Below are 15,545 nucleotides of genomic sequence, written 5' to 3'. Positions count from 1 at the left end.
AGTTCCAACACGGGAGAGCATCATGGACGATAACGGCAACCACATACGCGAGCTGGAAAAGAAAGTCAGCGCCCTCAGCGACGCCCTGGCGCACCTGGGCAAGGGCACGACCTTGCAGGAATTGCTGCGCATCCTGCGTTTCCCCGGCTATACCACGCCGGCCGAATTCACCTTCAACGTCGCCATCCTCGACACCATGCTGGTGCAGGCCAATGCGCTGGAAAAGCTGGGGCAGGATTTATTGGCGGGCGCGAAACAGGTGGTGGTAAAGCAGTGAGCAGGCAGTGACTTATTCCTGAACGCCTGAAAAATGTTCAGGGCAAGGCGCAGGGTCGCAGGCAGTACGAACGTACGCCCAGGCCCTGCAACGCCGCCATGGACGTTTTGTCAGGTGTTCAGGCCGCCGAAACGTTCAAAGAACCACGGCTCGACGTCCGGCGCCTGCGCATCCTCGTGCCGCAATGTCGCCAGGATATGTTCCTCGGCCGCCGCATACGTGATGCGATACAGGTCGCGCGCCAGCGCATAGGCTTGCGTGCCGGGCCACGGTTCGGGCAGCAGTTCGACGGGCAGTTGCGGGTCGTGCAATTGCACGCGGCGGTAGGCGTGCGTCAGCAGCGAGCGAATGACGAATGCCTGCTCCGCGTCGAACACGGGTTCTTCCTGCAGCAGGGTCAGCAGGGGCTGGAAGCTGGCGATGAATTTTTCGTAGCCGGCCATCACTTCCGACAAGTCCCAGCAGTCACCCACCATGTCGCGCAGGGGGCGCGTGCTCACGCCCGGCAATTCTGTTGTGTGGCAGACGTACAGCTTGCCCTGCACCTCGTTGCGCACGAGGATATCTTCCAGCGCTTCCGCATTGCTGGCCGGGTGGCCAAAGATGCCGGGAGAAATCAAGCCATAGCCGGCCCACAATAATTCCTTGCGCAGCGCCCCCCGCTCGGCGGCGCCGATGCTGCCGGCCGGCCCGATCACCAGGGTCCAGCTGCCATCCCAGTGCACGACCAGCGGCGCATAGATGCGGCGGTAGGCGCGCTCGAAGCGGGCCAGCGCCTCCGGGCGTATCGTATAGGCGCTGCGGCGGCCGTCGCGTTGCGAGCTGAGCCAGCCTTCCTGCGCCAGGCGGAACACGCTGGTGCGCAATAGCCGGTCATTGACGCCGAATGGCGCCAGCAGCTCGATCAGGCTGCCCAGCCAGATGGCGCCGCCGCGCGGCACGATGGCGTCGCCAAAGATGGTCATCACCAGGGACTTCGAGCGCGGTGGGTCGCTTTCCAGGAAATCGGCTATCCATGCCGTGCAACGGGTGTTCTTCATGTGGTTCCGGTCTGGCCGTGTTGCGGTCGAATCAATAAAAGCAGCAGTTTACTTGGCTGCGCGGGTAGCGCGGCAATAATTTGCCGGAAGCGCTGGTGGCGCCTCATGGTGTTTTCTCATAAGCAATATCATACGCACAAAAAAGCGGCACAAGATACGATTTTTTAAAATGATTCATATCAAGTGTATGCAAATCGTTTTTTGTATCGTATTATTGCTTCATCGCGCTGCGCTGCTGCGCAACATCAAGACATGGGAGACACATCATGTACGCACAAATGGTTGAAACCGGCCTCAAGAACGTCCGTTCCCTCGACGATATGGGCCAGGAAGAGCGCGCTTTCCAGGCGCGCATCGACGAAGGCATCAAGATCGAGGCCAAGGACTGGATGCCGGATGCCTACCGCAAGACCCTGATTCGCCAGATTTCGCAGCACGCGCACTCGGAAATCGTCGGCCAATTGCCCGAAGGTAACTGGGTCACGCGCGCACCGACCCTGAAACGCAAATCCATCCTGCTGGCGAAGATCCAGGACGAAGCAGGCCACGGCCTGTACCTGTATAGCGCCGCAGAAACCCTGGGCGTGTCGCGCGACGACTTGCTGGCTGCCTTGCACTCGGGCAAAGCCAAGTATTCCAGCATCTTCAACTATCCCACCCTGTCGTGGGCCGACATGGGCGCCATCGGCTGGCTCGTCGACGGTTCCGCCATCATCAACCAGATACCCCTGTGCCGCTGCTCTTACGGTCCGTATGCGCGCGCCATGATCCGTGTCTGCAAGGAAGAATCGTTCCATGCGCGCCAGGGCTACGACATCATGATGTCGCTGTGCAAGGGTACGCCCGCGCAGAAAGCCATGGCGCAAGATGCCTTGAACCGCTGGTGGTGGCCTTCCTTGATGATGTTCGGCCCGTCCGACGCCGCCTCCGTCAACAGCGCCCAATCGGCGCAATGGCGCATCAAGCTGTTCTCGAACGATGAATTGCGCCAGCGCATGGTCGACCAGACCGTGCCGCAGATCGAATACCTGGGCCTGACCGTACCCGATCCCGACCTGAAGTTCAATGCGGAAACGGGCCACTATGAATTCGGCGAGATCGACTGGTCCGAGTTCAACAACGTCCTGAAGGGCAATGGCCCGTGCAACCGCGAACGCCTGCAAACGCGCGTCAAAGCGTATGAAGACGGCGCATGGTTCCGCGATGCCTTGGTCGCGTATGCAGACAAGCAAGCTGTTAACAAAGCGGCAGCGTAAATACACAAGACAGATAGGGGATAGCAACATGAGCAAAGAATGGCCATTGTGGGAAGTTTTCATCCGCAGCCAGCACGGCCTGGCGCACAAGCATGTGGGCAGCCTGCACGCCTCCGACGCCACCATGGCGGTCAATCATGCGCGCGACGTCTACACGCGCCGCAATGAAGGCGTGAGCATCTGGGTGGTGCGCGCGGCCGATATCGTCGCCAGCAGCCCCGGCGACAAGGGCGCCCTGTTCGAACCGTCGAACAGCAAGGTGTACCGCCATCCCACCTTCTTCCCGATGCCGGAAGAAGTCAAGAACCTGTGATGGGAGCGCCTGCAATGGATGACAAGGTCAATTACCTCTTGCGCCTGGGCGACAATGCCCTGATTCTCAGCCAGCAGCTGTCGCAGCTGTGCGGCAAGGGGCCGGCGCTGGAAGAAGACATGGCGCTGACCAACGTGGCGCTGGACTTGCTGGGCCAGACGCGTTTGTGGTTCAGCTATGCGGCCGAACTGGAAAACGCGGGCCGCGACGAGGACGACATCGCCTTTTTGCGCGACGCCCACGACTTCAAGAACTGCCTGCTGGTCGAACAGCCGAACGGCAATTACGCCGACACCATGATGCGCCAGTTCTTCTTCGACAGCTGGCACTATTTCCAGCTGCTGGAGCTGACGAAATCGACGGATGCGCGCATCGTCGAGGTGGCGCAAAAGTCGATCAAGGAAGTGACCTATCACTTGCGCCGCAGCGGCGACCTGATCGTGCGCCTCGGCGACGGCACGGCCGACAGCCACGCGAAAACGCAGGCCGCGGCCGACAAGCTGTGGATGTACACGGGCGAGATGTTCACGTACGACGCCGTCGACCAGGCCATGGTTGCCGCCGGCATCGCGCCGCCATCGGACGTGCTGCGCCGGGCTTTCCTCGAACACGTGGCCGAGATCTTCGCCGAAGCCACCTTGACCATGCCGGCGCCCGACGCCTGGATGCAAAAGGGCGGCAAGCAGGGCACGCACACGGAGCACCTGGGTTTTATTTTGGCCGAGATGCAGTTTCTGCAGCGCGCCTACCCCGGGGCGGAGTGGTAATGAACACGGTCGCTGGCGCCGCAGTGTTGGACGCCGCCCAGGTCTGGGCCTGGCTGGGCGACGTGCCGGACCCGGAAATCCCCGTCATTTCGGTGGTGGACCTGGGCATCGTGCGCGCCGTCGATGTGGTCAGTGGCGAAGAGTGCATCGTGACGATCACGCCCACGTATTCGGGCTGCCCGGCCATGCAGGTGATCGCCGACGCCGTCACGGATGCCTTACGCAGCCATGGCGTGGCCAAGGTCACGCTGGTGAACCAGCTGGCGCCCGCCTGGACGACGGACTGGATGAGCGAAGCGGGCAAGGCCAAGCTGAAAGGCTATGGCATCGCCCCGCCGCAGCAGCAGGTGATCGATATCAGTGGTTTGCGTGGTGGCGTCAAGCGCCAGGCGATGCCGAAACTGGACGTGATCTGCCCGAACTGCGGCTCGACGCACACGCAGCTGACCAGCCAGTTCGGCTCCACGCCGTGCAAGGCCCTGTACAAATGCATGGCTTGCCGCGAACCGTTTGACTACTTCAAGTGCCACTAAAAAAACAGGCACACGTTCCGAAGAAACTGGAGATGAAGCATGAGTAAATTTTATCCGCTGTGCGTAGCGAACGTGCGCAACGAAACGCGCGACACCATCGCCGTCACGTTCGACGTGCCATTTGAGTTGCAGCAGCAGTTCCGCTTCCAGCAAGGCCAGCACCTGACCCTGCGCGCCAACATCAATGCGGAAGACGTGCGCCGCTCGTATTCCATCTGTTCGGCGGTGCAGGACGGCACCTTGCGCGTGGCCATCAAGCGCACGCCCGGCGGCGCTTTCTCTACTTGGGCGAACGACACCCTGAAGGCTGGCGCCACCATCGAGGTGATGCCGCCCATGGGCCACTTCAACGTGCCGCTCGACTGCGTCAACCGCAAGCACTACCTGGCGTTCGCGGCCGGCAGCGGCATCACGCCCATCCTCTCCATCATCAAGACGACCCTGCTGACGGAACCCCTGAGCCGCTTCACCCTGTTCTATGGCAACCGCGCCTCGTCATCCGTCATCTTCAAGGAAGAATTGACGGACTTGAAGGATGTGTACCTGGAGCGTCTGAACCTCGTCTACGTGATGAGCCGCGAGCAGCAGGATATCGAATTGTTCAACGGCCGCATCACGCAGGAAAAATGCGAACAGTTCCTGCAGCACTGGATCAAGGTCGAAGACTACGACAACGCCTTCATCTGCGGCCCGGAAGACATGATGCTGGGCGTGTCCGCCGCCCTGCAGGCGGCCGGCATGCCCAAGCAGAATATCAAGATCGAACTGTTCGCCGCCAGCATCCCAAAAAACGCCCACAAGCCGCGCGCCCAGTTGGCCGCCGACGCCGTGCAGGAAACGGAAGTGACCGTCATCATGGACGGCAACCACACCACCTTCACGATGGACAAGGACAAGGAATCCCTCCTCGACGCGGGCCTGCGCGCCGGGCTGGACATGCGTTACTCGTGCAAGGGCGGCGTATGCTCGACCTGCCGCTGCAAGATCCTCGACGGCAAGGTCGAAATGGACGTCAACTACGCGCTGGAAGACTACGAAGTGGCGCGCGGTTTCGTCCTCAGTTGCCAGAGTTTTCCGCTGACCGACAAGGTGGTGGTCGACTTCGACCAGGCTGAATAAAGCCGGGGTCAGACCCCAGATTTCCGCTGCGGGCCAATAACTAAAATAGCGAGACGCCATGACCTACCAAAACATCCTTTTCACCATCGAACAGGGTATCGCCACCCTGACCCTGAACCGTCCCGACAAGCTCAATAGCTTTACGCAAGCCATGCACGAGGAAGTGCGTGATGCCATCGCCAAAGTCAATGCCGACAGCTCCGTGCGCGTCTTCGTATTGACGGGTGCGGGCCGCGGTTTTTGCGCCGGCCAGGATTTGTCCGATCGCGCCGTGGAACCCGGCTCGAAGGGCGTGGACCTGGGCGAATCGGTGGAAAAGAACTATGCGCCGCTGGTGCTGGCCTTGAGGGCATTGCCGATGCCCGTCATCTGCGCCGTCAACGGCGTGGCCGCCGGCGCGGGCGCCAACCTGGCGCTGGCCTGCGACATTGTCATCGCCGGCAAGTCGGCCAGCTTTGTCGAAGTGTTCTGCAAGCTGGGCCTGATCCCGGACACGGGCGGCACCTTCTTCCTGCCGCGCTTGATCGGTTCGGCGCGCGCCATGGGACTGGCCATGCTCGGTGAAAAACTGACGGCGGAAAAAGCGGAAGACTGGGGCCTGATCTGGAAATGTGTCGAGGATGCAGAACTGGCGCAGGAAACGCGCAAGCTGGCCGTGCACTTTTCCACGGCGCCGACCAAGGGCCTGGCCTACACCAAGCAGGCGCTGGCCGCCAGCGGCGCCAATACCCTGCCGCAGCAACTGGCGCTGGAAGCGCGCATGATGAGCGATCTCGGTAACAGCGACGATTACCGCGAAGGCGTGGCCGCCTTCATGGAAAAGCGCGCACCGCAATTCAAGGGACATTGATATGGCAGCTCTGGACAACAACAGTATCGTCGCCGTCATCGGCAGCGGCGCCATGGGCGCCGGCATCGCGCAGGTGGCCGCCGCCGCTGGCTACCGCGTCAAACTGTACGATACGCGCGCGGAAGCCGTCAGCAAGGCCTTGCTCGACATCGGCAAGATGTACGCGAAGCTGGCCGAGAAGGGGCGCATGACGGCGGACGAAGCCACGGCCGCCACGGCGCGCCTGCAGGCGGCCGGCAGCTTGGCCGATGTGAGCGATTGCGCCCTGGTGGTGGAAGCCATCGTGGAAAACCTCGACGTCAAGCGCGGCCTGTTCGCCGAACTGGAAGCGCTGGTCGGCGACGACTGCATCCTGGCGACGAACACGTCGTCGATTTCCGTCACGGCGATTGCCGCCAAACTGCGCCGCCCGGAGCGCCTGGTCGGCATGCATTTCTTTAATCCCGTGCCCCTGATGGCGTTGGTCGAAGTGATCAGTGGCCTGGCCACCAGCGCGCAGGTGGCCGCCACCGTCTACGAGACGTCCATCGCCTGGGGCAAGAACCCCGTGCATGCGAAATCGACGCCGGGCTTCATCGTCAACCGTGTCGCCCGTCCGTTTTACGCGGAAGGCTGGCGCCTGTTAAACGAGCAGGCGGGCGACGCCGCCACCATCGATGCCGTGTTGCGCGAAGCGGGCGGTTTCCGCATGGGGCCCTTCGAATTGATGGACCTGATCGGCCACGACGTGAATTTCTCCGTCACGCAATCCGTGTTCGGCGCCTATTTCAACGACCCGCGCTTCACGCCGTCCGTGCTGCAGCAGGAAATGGTCAACGCCGGTTTCCTCGGCCGCAAATCGGGCCGTGGCTTTTATCTGTATGGCGAAGGCGCCAGCGCGTCTGTGGCGCAGGCGGAAGGCGCGCAAGCGACACCGGAATTCGTCGCCCTGTCGGCCGCCATCGGCGGCGATGGCCGTGGTCACAGCGGCATCATCCACAGCCTGGTGCAGCGGCTGGAGCAGGCGGGCATCACGGTCAGCCGCCGCGTGATGCAGGAAGGGCAGTCGCACGACGAGGCGCCCGCCCTGCATTGCCACGGCGCCGCGATTTACCTGACCGATGGGCGCAGCGCCACCCAGCGCGCGCACGACAATCAGCATCCGGACACGGTGCTGTTCGATCTGGCGCTCGATTACGCCGGTGCCAAGCGCATCGCCGTGGCCCGTGCCGACCAGTGCAGCGACGCCGCCTATGCCGCCGTCGTCGGCCTGTTCCAGGCCGCCGGTTTCATCGTCACGCGCCTGGACGACGTGCCTGGCCTGGCCGTCATGCGCACGGTCGCCATGCTGGCCAACGAGGCGGCCGACGCCGTCAACCAGGGCGTGTGCACTGCGGCCGCCGTCGATATCGCCATGCAGAAGGGCGTCAACTATCCGCGCGGACCGCTGGCCTGGGCCGATGCCGTCGGCGTCCAGCACATCGTCACCGTATTGCAGCACCTGGCGCTGGGCTATGGCGAAGACCGCTACCGGGTCTCGCCGCTGCTGCGCCGCAAACTCGCCAATGGAGATCGCTTTCATGCCGAATGATATGTCAAATAAGGACCACAACATGACCGCGCAAGCCCTGGCCGAAGCGGCCGCCGCCTCGATGCTGTCGCGCGATAACGCCACCGCCGCCATGGGCATCGTCCTGGCCGACGTGGGGCCCGGCCATGCGCGCATGACGATGACGGTGCGCGCCGACATGCTCAACGGCCACCAGACTTGCCACGGCGGTTTTATCTTCGCCCTGGCCGACAGCGCCTTTGCCTTTGCCTGCAACAGTTACAACATGAACACCGTGGGCGCCGGCTGCACCATCGACTACCTCGCGCCGGGCCGCGAAGGCGACGTGCTGACGGCGCATGCCGTCGAGCAGGCGCTGGCCGGCAAGAGCGGCGTCTATGACGTCAAGGTCAGCAACCAGGAAGGGCGCGCCATTGCGCTCTTCCGCGGCAAGTCGATCCGCGTGTCTGGTGAAGTCATCAGCAATTGAAGTGACAAGAGCAGGCTTGAACTGCCGGTACAAATTACACAGTGATAGTAACGATTCAGGAGACAGAGATGGTCCAGAGAACCCCAGCACCGAATGACCTCGAGCCGATCGAGCGCGCCAGCAAGGATGAACTGCAGGCGCTGCAACTCGAACGCATGAAATGGACGCTCAAGCACGCGTATGACAACGTGCCCCATTACCGCGCCGCTTTTGACGAAGCGGGCGTGCATCCGGACGACCTGAAATCGCTGGCCGACCTGGCCAAATTCCCGTTCACCGATAAAAAGGTCTTGCGCGACAATTACCCGTTCGGCCTGTTCGCCGTGCCGCGCGAGCAAGTGGTGCGCATCCACGCGTCGAGCGGCACGACGGGCAAGGCCACGGTGGTCGGCTACACGCAGAACGACATCGATACCTGGGCCAACGTGGTGGCGCGTTCGATCCGTGCCGGTGGCGGCCGCGCGGGCGACATGGTGCACATCTCCTACGGCTACGGCCTGTTCACGGGCGGCCTGGGTGCGCACTACGGCGCCGAGCGCCTGGGTTGCACGGTCATTCCGATGTCCGGCGGACAGACGGAAAAGCAGGTGCAATTGATCCAGGATTTCAAGCCGTCGATCATCATGGTCACGCCATCGTACATGCTCAACATCATCGAGGAATTCACGCGCCAGGGTCTCGATCCGGCCGAATCGTCGCTGAAGGTGGGCATCTTCGGCGCCGAACCGTGGACGGACGCCATGCGTTCGGAAATCGAGGCGCGCGCCGGCATCGACGCCGTCGATATCTACGGCTTGTCCGAAGTAATGGGCCCTGGCGTCGCGTCCGAGTGCATCGAAAGCAAGGACGGTCCCGTCATCTGGGAAGACCATTTCTACCCGGAGATCATCGACCCGGAAACGGGCGAAGTGCTGCCGGACGGCGAAGAGGGCGAGCTGGTGTTTACCTCCTTGTCGAAAGAGGCGCTGCCCATCATCCGCTACCGCACGCGCGACCTGACCCGTTTGCTGCCGCCGACGTCGCGCTCGATGCGCCGCATCGGCAAGATCACGGGCCGTTCCGACGACATGCTGATCATCCGCGGCGTGAACGTCTTCCCCACGCAGATCGAAGAGTTGATCCTCAAGATGCCGCGTCTGGCGCCGCAATACCAACTGGTGGTCACGCGCGACGGCCACCTCGACAAGCTGGAAGTGATCGCCGAGCTGCGTATCGACCTGACGGCCACCATCTCGGCCAGCGAAACGGACGCGCTGGCGCGCGAGCTGGAACACCGCATCAAGACCCACGTGGGCGTGAGCACGCGCGTGCGCCTGGTGGCCGCTGCCGGCATCGAGCGCACCTTGACGGGCAAGGCCCGCCGCGTGGTCGACCAGCGCCCGAAGATTTTCTCCTGATAGCCCGAACAAGGAAGCAGACATGAACGAAGCCTTTATCTGTGACGCCGTACGTACTCCGTTTGGCCGCTATGGCGGCGCGCTGTCCAGCGTGCGCGCGGACGACCTGGGTGCGCTGCCGATCGCCGCGCTGATCGCCCGCAACCCGTCCGTCGACTGGTCCGCCATCGACGACGTGTTCTACGGCTGCGCCAACCAGGCGGGCGAAGACAACCGCAACGTGGGCCGCATGGCCGCGCTGCTGGCCGGCTTGCCTGCGGCCGTACCGGCCAATACCATCAACCGCCTGTGCGGCTCCAGCCTGGACGCCGTCGGCATGGCTGCCCGTTCCATCAAGGCGGGCGAGGCGGAACTGATCATCGCCGGCGGCGTGGAAAGCATGACGCGCGCGCCTTTCGTGATGGGCAAGGCCGACAGCGCGTTTTCGCGCGCGGCGAAGATCGAAGACACGACCCTGGGCTGGCGCTTCGTGAACGGCAAGATGAAGGCGCAGTACGGCATCGACACCATGCCGGAAACGGCGGAAAACGTGGCCGTGGAGTTCGGCATCAGCCGCGCCGACCAGGATGCGCTGGCTTTGCGCAGCCAGCAGCGCTGGGCCGCCGCCCATGCTGCCGGCGTGTTCGAGCGTGAAATCGTGCCTGTCGCAGTACCGCAAAAAAAGGGCGACCCGAAGATGGTCACCAGCGATGAACATCCGCGCCCGGATACGTCGATCGAGATGCTGGCAAAGCTCAAGGGCGTGGTCAAGCCGGATGGCACCGTCACGGCCGGCAATGCATCGGGCTTGAACGACGGCGCCTGCGCGATTTTGCTGGCGTCCGCCGCCGCCGTCGATAAATACAAATTGACACCGCGCGCAAAAGTGCTGGGCATGGCCACGGCCGGCCTGGCGCCGCGCATCATGGGCTTTGGCCCTTCGCCCGCGTCGCGCAAGGTGCTGGCGCAAACGGGATTGAGCATCGAGCAGATGGACGTGATCGAACTCAATGAAGCGTTTGCGGCGCAGGCCCTGGCCGTCACGCGCGACCTGGGCCTGGCCGACGACGCGGCCCACGTGAACCCGAATGGCGGCGCCATTGCCATCGGCCACCCGTTGGGCGCATCGGGTGCGCGCCTGGTGATGGCCGCGCTGAACCAGCTGGAACGCACTGGCGGACGCTATGCGCTGTGCACCATGTGCATCGGCGTGGGGCAGGGGATTGCCGTCGTGATTGAACGCGTATAACAACGTAAAACAAAAAAGGCGCAGGCTTGTAAAAAAGCGCCAACCATAATTGACCGTAGTGCCAACCTGGTGGAGACCACAATGATTGCCAATATCTTCAAGAAAACCCTGATCGCCGGCGTACTGGCCATGTCCGCAGCGGGTGCGTATGCGGCCGACAACATCAAGATCGGTTCCGTGCTGTCCGTCACGGGACCGGCCGCCTTCCTGGGCGACCCGGAACTGAAAACCCTGCAGCTGTACATCGAGAAGATCAACGCGGCCGGCGGCGTCCTGGGACGCAAGCTGGAACTCGTGCATTACGACGATGGCAGCGATGCGGCCAAGGCCAACGGTTTTACCAAGCGTTTGATCGAGTCCGACAAGGTCGACGTGCTGATCGGCGGCACGACCACGGGTGCGACGATGGCGATGGCGCCGCTGGTGGACCGCGCCAGCATGCCGTTCATTTCGCTGGCGGGCGCCGTGGTGATCATCGACCCGGTCAAGAAATGGGTCTTCAAGACGCCGCATACGGACCGCATGGCGGCCGAGAAGGTGTTCGAGGACATGAAGAAGCGCGGCATCAGCAAGGTGGGCCTGCTGTCGGAAACGAGCGGCTTTGGCGCCTCGGGCCGCAAGGAATCGCAAATCGTCGCCTCTAAATACGGTATCACCCTGGTGGCCGATGAAACCTACGGCCCGAAAGATACGGACATCACGGCGCAACTGACCCGCATCAAGAACACCAAGGGTGTGCAAGCCGTCTTCGTCTTTGGCCTGGGCCAGGGCCCGGCCGTCGTGACCAAGAACTATGGCCAACTGGGCATGGCCGCGCTGCCGCTGTACCAATCGCATGGCGTGGCGTCGGACGAGTATCTGAAACTGTCGGGCAAAGCCGCCGAAGGCGTGCGTCTGCCAACGCCGGCCCTCTTGATCGGCGCCATGTTGCCAGACAGCGACGCACAGAAGGCTGTCGTCGTTGGCTACGACAAGACGTACAAGGATCGCTACAAGATCGATCCGTCGACCTTTGGCGGCTATGCGCTCGACGCCCTGAATCTGTCCGTCGACGCCATCAAGCGCGCTGGCGGCACGGACCGCGAAAAAGTGCGCGCGGCGCTGGAGTCGACCAAAGGCTTTGTCGGCACGACGGGCGTGTTCAACATGTCGGCCAAAGACCACATGGGCCTGGACCTGTCGGCGTTCCGCATGGTGGAAGTGAAGAACGGCGAATGGCAATTGTCGAAATGATGTTCGAAATACGGTAAGCCAGAAGTACCTGCGCGAGGCCGCCCTCGAGGCGGCCCGCGCGTAGCCGAACATATTGGAGACACCATGGAAGTCGCACAATTTCTACAATTTCTGTATTCCGGGATGACGGTCGGTTCCGCCTATGCGCTGGCTGCGCTGGGCTTTACCATCATCTACAACACCAGCGGCGTGATCAACTTCGCCCAAGGCGAATTCATCATGCTGGGCGGGATGCTGGCCGCCGTGATGTCGGCCGCCGGCGTGCCACTGCCGCTGGCCATCATTCTGGCCGTCATCGCCACCGGCCTCGTTGGCCTGTTGATGGAAAAAACCGTGATCGAGCCGGCGCAAAATGCGCAGGTCATCACCCTCCTGATCATCACCATCGGCGCCTCGCTCGTGCTGCGCGGCCTCGTGCAAATCTGGCTGGGCAAGGATACACATTCGTTGCCGGCGTTTTCCGGCGATGCGCCGATCGAATTCCTCGGCGCCAGCCTGCTGCCGCAAAGCCTCTGGGTGCTGGGCGTGACGGTCGTCATCGTGCTGGTGCTGGGCTGGTTCTTCGGCCGCACCCTGATGGGCAAGGCCATGCTGGCCACGTCGCACAACAAGCTGGCCGCGCAGCTGGTGGGCATCAATACGCGCAAGGTGCTGTTGTTCTCGTTCGGCCTGTCGGCCCTGCTGGGCGCGGCCGGCGGCATTCTGGTCGCACCGATCACTTACACGTCCTACGACGCGGGCATCATGCTGGGCCTGAAAGGCTTTGTCGCCGCCGTCCTCGGTGGTCTCGGTGGCGGCGCGGGCGCGATTGCCGGTGGCCTGATCCTTGGCATCGCCGAAGCCATGACGGCCGGTTACATCTCCTCGGCCTACAAGGACGCGGTGCCCTTCGTGCTGATCCTGCTGATCCTGTTCTTCCTGCCGCAAGGCTTGTTCGGCGCTAAAAATTCGGAGCGTGTATGACTAATTTTTTCACACGCTCGCGTCACGGCGGCCTGGTATTACTGGCCCTGGTGCTGGCCATCCTGCCCCTGTTCCTCACGAATGCGTTCTACTATGACGTGGCGATCCGCATTGCCCTGAACGCCATCGTCGTCATCGGTCTGAATCTGTTGATGGGCTACACGGGCCAGATCAGCCTCGGTCACGCGGGTTTCTATGGCCTGGGCGCGTATGCGTCGGCCGTGCTGACCACGCACTATGGCTGGCCGCCGCTGGCCGCCCTGGCCGCCGGCGCTGTCGCCACGGGGCTGCTGGCGCTGTTGCTGGCGCGCCCGGTCTTGAAACTCAAAGGCCATACCTTGGCCATGGCGACCCTGGGCCTGGGCATCATCATCTCGATTGTCATCAACAACGAGACGCAGTGGACGGGCGGCCCGGACGGCATCGGCGTCTCCGCCTTCAGTGTCGCCGGCCTGGACATCGCCGGTGAAAAATCGTGGTACCTGGTGTGCGCCGTACTGCTGTTGCTGGTCACGTGGCTGGCCCTGAACCTGATCGATTCGCCCGTCGGGCGCGCGCTGCAGGCGATCCACGGTTCGGAAGTGGCGGCCCGCGTGGTCGGCGTCGATACGACCCGTTTCAAGGTGCGGGTGTTCGTGCTGTCGGCCGTCATTGCCAGCATTGCGGGCAGCATCAGCGCCCACTACATCGGTTTCATCACGCCCAACCTGGCCGGTTTCTTCCACTCGATCGAGCTGGTGACGATGGTGGTGGTGGGCGGCATGGCGTCGATCTTCGGCTCCATCATCGGTGCGGCGCTATTGACGATCTTGCCGCAACTGCTGTCCAGCTTTGAAGGATGGGAAACGGTGGTGTTTGGCGTGATCCTGATGGCCACCATGATCTTCATGCCCAAGGGCCTGGTGCCGAGCCTGGCCAGCCGTTCGCGCAAGCGTTCTGCTACGCCGAAAGCACCGCCCAAATCTGCACAGGAGGTCTGAGATGCTGACGATTAATAACCTGAGCAAGAGCTTCGGCGGCGTGCACGCGGTGCAGGATGTGAGCTTTACCGTCAAGGAAGGCAATATCCACTCCGTGATCGGGCCGAACGGCGCCGGCAAGACGACCCTGTTCAACCTGATCACCGGTGTCTACACGCCGACCAAGGGCGAGATCCTGCTTAATGGCGAGAACGTGGCCGCCATGTCGCCGGACGCACTGGCGCGGCGCGGCATGAGCCGTACCTTCCAGAATCTGCAAGTGTGCATGAACATGACGGCCATCGATAACGTGATGGTGGGCGCGCATCTGCGCCTGAACCAGAACCTGTTTGCCTCCATGCTGCGCTTGCCGTCCGTGCGCCGCGCGGATGCGGCCTGCCGCGACGAGGCGGCGGGCCTGATGGAGTTTGTCGGCGTGGGCCGGCATATCGATGACGAGGCGGGGCAGATGTCGTATGGCGCCTTGAAACGCCTGGAAATCGCCCGCGCGCTGGCGGCCAAGCCGAAAGTGCTGCTGCTCGATGAACCGGCGGCGGGCTTGAACCACACGGAGACGGGCGAGATCGAAACCTTGATCCGCAAGGTGGCGCAATCGGGCGTGACGGTGGTGCTGGTCGAGCATGACATGAAGCTGGTGATGAATCTGTCGGACCATATCCTGGTGCTCGACTATGGCAAGAAGCTGGCCGAAGGGACCGCCGCCGAAGTGCGCGCGAATCCCGACGTGGTGGCGGCGTATCTGGGAGTGGCGGCATGATGAAGATGGAAAAACCTCAGACACCGCTGGTGCTCGACATTCAGGGATTGACCAGCCATTATGGCCGCATCCAGGCCCTGCACGGCATCGACCTGCAGGTGCGCCAGGGCCAGCTGGTGGCGCTGGTAGGCGCGAATGGCGCCGGCAAGACCACCCTGCTGCGGGCGATCTCCGGCGTGCAGCCGATCAGCGCCGGCAGCATCGTTTTCGCCGGCCAGGACGTCAGCCGCATGAGCGCGGACAAGCGCGTGCGCGCCGGCATTTGCCAGGTGCCGGAAGGGCGCCAAGTATTCGGCCCCATGACGGTGGAAGACAATCTGCGCCTGGGTGCCTTTACGCGCCCGCCGCAGGACGTGGCGGGCGACATGGAACGCATGTACGGCCTGTTCCCGATTTTGAAGGAAAAGCGCTTGCTGCTGGCCGGGACTTTATCTGGCGGACAGCAGCAGATGCTGGCCATGGCGCGCGCGCTGATGGGCCGCCCGCAACTGTTGCTGCTCGACGAACCGAGCATGGGCCTGGCGCCGCTCCTGATCGCGGAAATCTTTCGCATCGTGGCCGAACTGCGCGACCAGGGCATCACCATCTTCCTCGTCGAGCAGAACGCGCATGCGGCCCTGTCGATCGCCGACGTGGGTTATGTGATCGAGACGGGCGCCATCACCTTGTCCGGGCCTGGTCCTGAATTGCTGCATAACGAGCAGGTACAGAGCGCGTACTTGGGGATGTAAAGGCGGCAGCGGAGGGCCGGGGTCAGACCCGCCGGGTCTGACCCCAGTTTTCCGCTGCGTCTAGTAATAGCGTGCATGGCGCG

General features: G+C 62.9%; 17 protein-coding genes. 16 read left to right on the top strand and 1 reads right to left on the bottom strand.

All coding sequences use genetic code 11. The features are described from left to right. The first annotated feature begins 22 nt into the window (after positions 1-22). The gene (locus VM94_RS16155) at positions 23-277 is read left to right on the top strand and encodes a hypothetical protein (protein WP_046684316.1); all 255 of its coding nucleotides are present in this window, start codon (positions 23-25) and stop codon (positions 275-277) included. A 110-nt stretch (positions 278-387) separates the two neighbouring features. Here the strand turns inward: VM94_RS16155 and paaX are convergent, their stop codons facing one another. Continuing rightward, positions 388-1,317 (bottom strand): phenylacetic acid degradation operon negative regulatory protein PaaX, encoded by a 930-nt coding sequence (gene paaX, locus VM94_RS16150; protein ID WP_046684315.1) that lies wholly within the window; start codon positions 1,315-1,317, stop codon positions 388-390. A 266-nt stretch (positions 1,318-1,583) separates the two neighbouring features. Here paaX and paaA point away from each other — a divergent pair, with 266 nt between their 5' ends. The 15 genes from paaA to VM94_RS16075 all read left to right on the top strand — a co-directional run bounded on the left by paaA (position 1,584) and on the right by VM94_RS16075 (position 15,462). Beyond that, positions 1,584-2,573, top strand: coding sequence for a 1,2-phenylacetyl-CoA epoxidase subunit PaaA (paaA, locus tag VM94_RS16145; RefSeq protein WP_046684314.1), 990 nt, complete (start codon positions 1,584-1,586; stop codon positions 2,571-2,573). A 28-nt stretch (positions 2,574-2,601) separates the two neighbouring features. Next, a complete protein-coding gene (gene paaB / locus VM94_RS16140; protein ID WP_034746356.1) occupies positions 2,602-2,886 on the top strand; it encodes a 1,2-phenylacetyl-CoA epoxidase subunit PaaB in 285 nt (94 codons plus the stop codon). Further along, positions 2,886-3,653, top strand: coding sequence for a 1,2-phenylacetyl-CoA epoxidase subunit PaaC (gene paaC, locus VM94_RS16135; protein ID WP_260687321.1), 768 nt, complete (start codon positions 2,886-2,888; stop codon positions 3,651-3,653). The genes paaB and paaC overlap by 1 nt, the downstream gene beginning before the upstream one ends. After that, the gene (gene paaD / locus VM94_RS16130; protein ID WP_046684312.1) at positions 3,653-4,186 is read left to right on the top strand and encodes a 1,2-phenylacetyl-CoA epoxidase subunit PaaD; all 534 of its coding nucleotides are present in this window, start codon (positions 3,653-3,655) and stop codon (positions 4,184-4,186) included. The genes paaC and paaD overlap by 1 nt, the downstream gene beginning before the upstream one ends. Before the next feature lie 39 nt (positions 4,187-4,225). Beyond that, positions 4,226-5,305: a 1,2-phenylacetyl-CoA epoxidase subunit PaaE gene (gene paaE, locus VM94_RS16125; RefSeq protein ID WP_046684311.1), complete on the top strand. Its 1,080-nt coding sequence runs from the start codon at positions 4,226-4,228 to the stop codon at positions 5,303-5,305. Positions 5,306-5,363: 58 nt separating this feature from the next. Continuing rightward, positions 5,364-6,155, top strand: coding sequence for a 2-(1,2-epoxy-1,2-dihydrophenyl)acetyl-CoA isomerase PaaG (gene paaG, locus VM94_RS16120; protein ID WP_046684310.1), 792 nt, complete (start codon positions 5,364-5,366; stop codon positions 6,153-6,155). Between the two features lies 1 nt (position 6,156). Next, positions 6,157-7,725 carry a 3-hydroxyacyl-CoA dehydrogenase PaaH gene (paaH, locus tag VM94_RS16115; protein WP_046684309.1) on the top strand — a complete coding sequence of 523 codons (1,569 nt, stop codon included), beginning with the start codon at positions 6,157-6,159 and terminating at the stop codon, positions 7,723-7,725. A gap of 22 nt (positions 7,726-7,747) precedes the next feature. Continuing rightward, a complete protein-coding gene (gene paaI / locus VM94_RS16110; RefSeq protein ID WP_409929619.1) occupies positions 7,748-8,173 on the top strand; it encodes a hydroxyphenylacetyl-CoA thioesterase PaaI in 426 nt (141 codons plus the stop codon). A gap of 68 nt (positions 8,174-8,241) precedes the next feature. After that, complete coding sequence (gene paaK, locus VM94_RS16105) at positions 8,242-9,570, top strand: phenylacetate--CoA ligase PaaK (RefSeq protein WP_046684308.1); 1,329 nt, start codon at positions 8,242-8,244, stop codon at positions 9,568-9,570. Positions 9,571-9,592: 22 nt separating this feature from the next. Beyond that, the gene (gene pcaF, locus VM94_RS16100) at positions 9,593-10,798 is read left to right on the top strand and encodes a 3-oxoadipyl-CoA thiolase (protein ID WP_046684307.1); all 1,206 of its coding nucleotides are present in this window, start codon (positions 9,593-9,595) and stop codon (positions 10,796-10,798) included. An 81-nt stretch (positions 10,799-10,879) separates the two neighbouring features. Beyond that, positions 10,880-12,031 (top strand): ABC transporter substrate-binding protein, encoded by a 1,152-nt coding sequence (locus VM94_RS16095; RefSeq protein ID WP_046684306.1) that lies wholly within the window; start codon positions 10,880-10,882, stop codon positions 12,029-12,031. Between the two features lie 84 nt (positions 12,032-12,115). Then, positions 12,116-12,994, top strand: a complete 879-nt coding sequence (locus VM94_RS16090) for a branched-chain amino acid ABC transporter permease (protein ID WP_046684305.1) — start codon at positions 12,116-12,118, stop codon at positions 12,992-12,994. After that, positions 12,991-13,974, top strand: a complete 984-nt coding sequence (locus VM94_RS16085) for a branched-chain amino acid ABC transporter permease (RefSeq protein WP_046684304.1) — start codon at positions 12,991-12,993, stop codon at positions 13,972-13,974. The genes VM94_RS16090 and VM94_RS16085 overlap by 4 nt, the downstream gene beginning before the upstream one ends. A gap of 1 nt (position 13,975) precedes the next feature. After that, positions 13,976-14,731 carry an ABC transporter ATP-binding protein gene (locus VM94_RS16080; RefSeq protein ID WP_046684303.1) on the top strand — a complete coding sequence of 252 codons (756 nt, stop codon included), beginning with the start codon at positions 13,976-13,978 and terminating at the stop codon, positions 14,729-14,731. Further along, the gene (locus VM94_RS16075; RefSeq protein WP_082127740.1) at positions 14,731-15,462 is read left to right on the top strand and encodes an ABC transporter ATP-binding protein; all 732 of its coding nucleotides are present in this window, start codon (positions 14,731-14,733) and stop codon (positions 15,460-15,462) included. Before VM94_RS16080 ends, VM94_RS16075 begins: the two co-directional genes overlap by 1 nt. Positions 15,463-15,545: the final 83 nt, after the last annotated feature.

It is taken from the genome of Janthinobacterium sp. KBS0711 (genome assembly GCF_000988085.1).
Lineage (GTDB): Bacteria > Pseudomonadota > Gammaproteobacteria > Burkholderiales > Burkholderiaceae_D > Janthinobacterium > Janthinobacterium lividum_E.
The sequence above is the reverse complement of the archived record's forward strand: the minus strand, read 5'-3'. Positions and strand labels throughout refer to the sequence as shown.

What these genes read in the sequence shown, in the direction of transcription:
- paaG (WP_046684310.1), top strand. Translation starts at nt 5,364, where the DNA reads ATGACCTACCAAAACATCCTTTTCACCATCGAACAGGGTATCGCCACC.
- VM94_RS16095 (WP_046684306.1), top strand. Translation starts at nt 10,880, where the DNA reads ATGATTGCCAATATCTTCAAGAAAACCCTGATCGCCGGCGTACTGGCC.
- pcaF (WP_046684307.1), top strand. Translation starts at nt 9,593, where the DNA reads ATGAACGAAGCCTTTATCTGTGACGCCGTACGTACTCCGTTTGGCCGC.
- paaH (WP_046684309.1), top strand. Translation starts at nt 6,157, where the DNA reads ATGGCAGCTCTGGACAACAACAGTATCGTCGCCGTCATCGGCAGCGGC.
- VM94_RS16080 (WP_046684303.1), top strand. Translation starts at nt 13,976, where the DNA reads ATGCTGACGATTAATAACCTGAGCAAGAGCTTCGGCGGCGTGCACGCG.
- VM94_RS16090 (WP_046684305.1), top strand. Translation starts at nt 12,116, where the DNA reads ATGGAAGTCGCACAATTTCTACAATTTCTGTATTCCGGGATGACGGTC.
- paaX (WP_046684315.1), bottom strand. Translation starts at nt 1,317, where the DNA reads ATGAAGAACACCCGTTGCACGGCATGGATAGCCGATTTCCTGGAAAGC.
- paaA (WP_046684314.1), top strand. Translation starts at nt 1,584, where the DNA reads ATGTACGCACAAATGGTTGAAACCGGCCTCAAGAACGTCCGTTCCCTC.
- paaK (WP_046684308.1), top strand. Translation starts at nt 8,242, where the DNA reads ATGGTCCAGAGAACCCCAGCACCGAATGACCTCGAGCCGATCGAGCGC.
- VM94_RS16075 (WP_082127740.1), top strand. Translation starts at nt 14,731, where the DNA reads ATGAAGATGGAAAAACCTCAGACACCGCTGGTGCTCGACATTCAGGGA.
- paaC (WP_260687321.1), top strand. Translation starts at nt 2,886, where the DNA reads ATGGGAGCGCCTGCAATGGATGACAAGGTCAATTACCTCTTGCGCCTG.
- VM94_RS16155 (WP_046684316.1), top strand. Translation starts at nt 23, where the DNA reads ATGGACGATAACGGCAACCACATACGCGAGCTGGAAAAGAAAGTCAGC.
- paaD (WP_046684312.1), top strand. Translation starts at nt 3,653, where the DNA reads ATGAACACGGTCGCTGGCGCCGCAGTGTTGGACGCCGCCCAGGTCTGG.
- VM94_RS16085 (WP_046684304.1), top strand. Translation starts at nt 12,991, where the DNA reads ATGACTAATTTTTTCACACGCTCGCGTCACGGCGGCCTGGTATTACTG.
- paaI (WP_409929619.1), top strand. Translation starts at nt 7,748, where the DNA reads ATGACCGCGCAAGCCCTGGCCGAAGCGGCCGCCGCCTCGATGCTGTCG.
- paaB (WP_034746356.1), top strand. Translation starts at nt 2,602, where the DNA reads ATGAGCAAAGAATGGCCATTGTGGGAAGTTTTCATCCGCAGCCAGCAC.
- paaE (WP_046684311.1), top strand. Translation starts at nt 4,226, where the DNA reads ATGAGTAAATTTTATCCGCTGTGCGTAGCGAACGTGCGCAACGAAACG.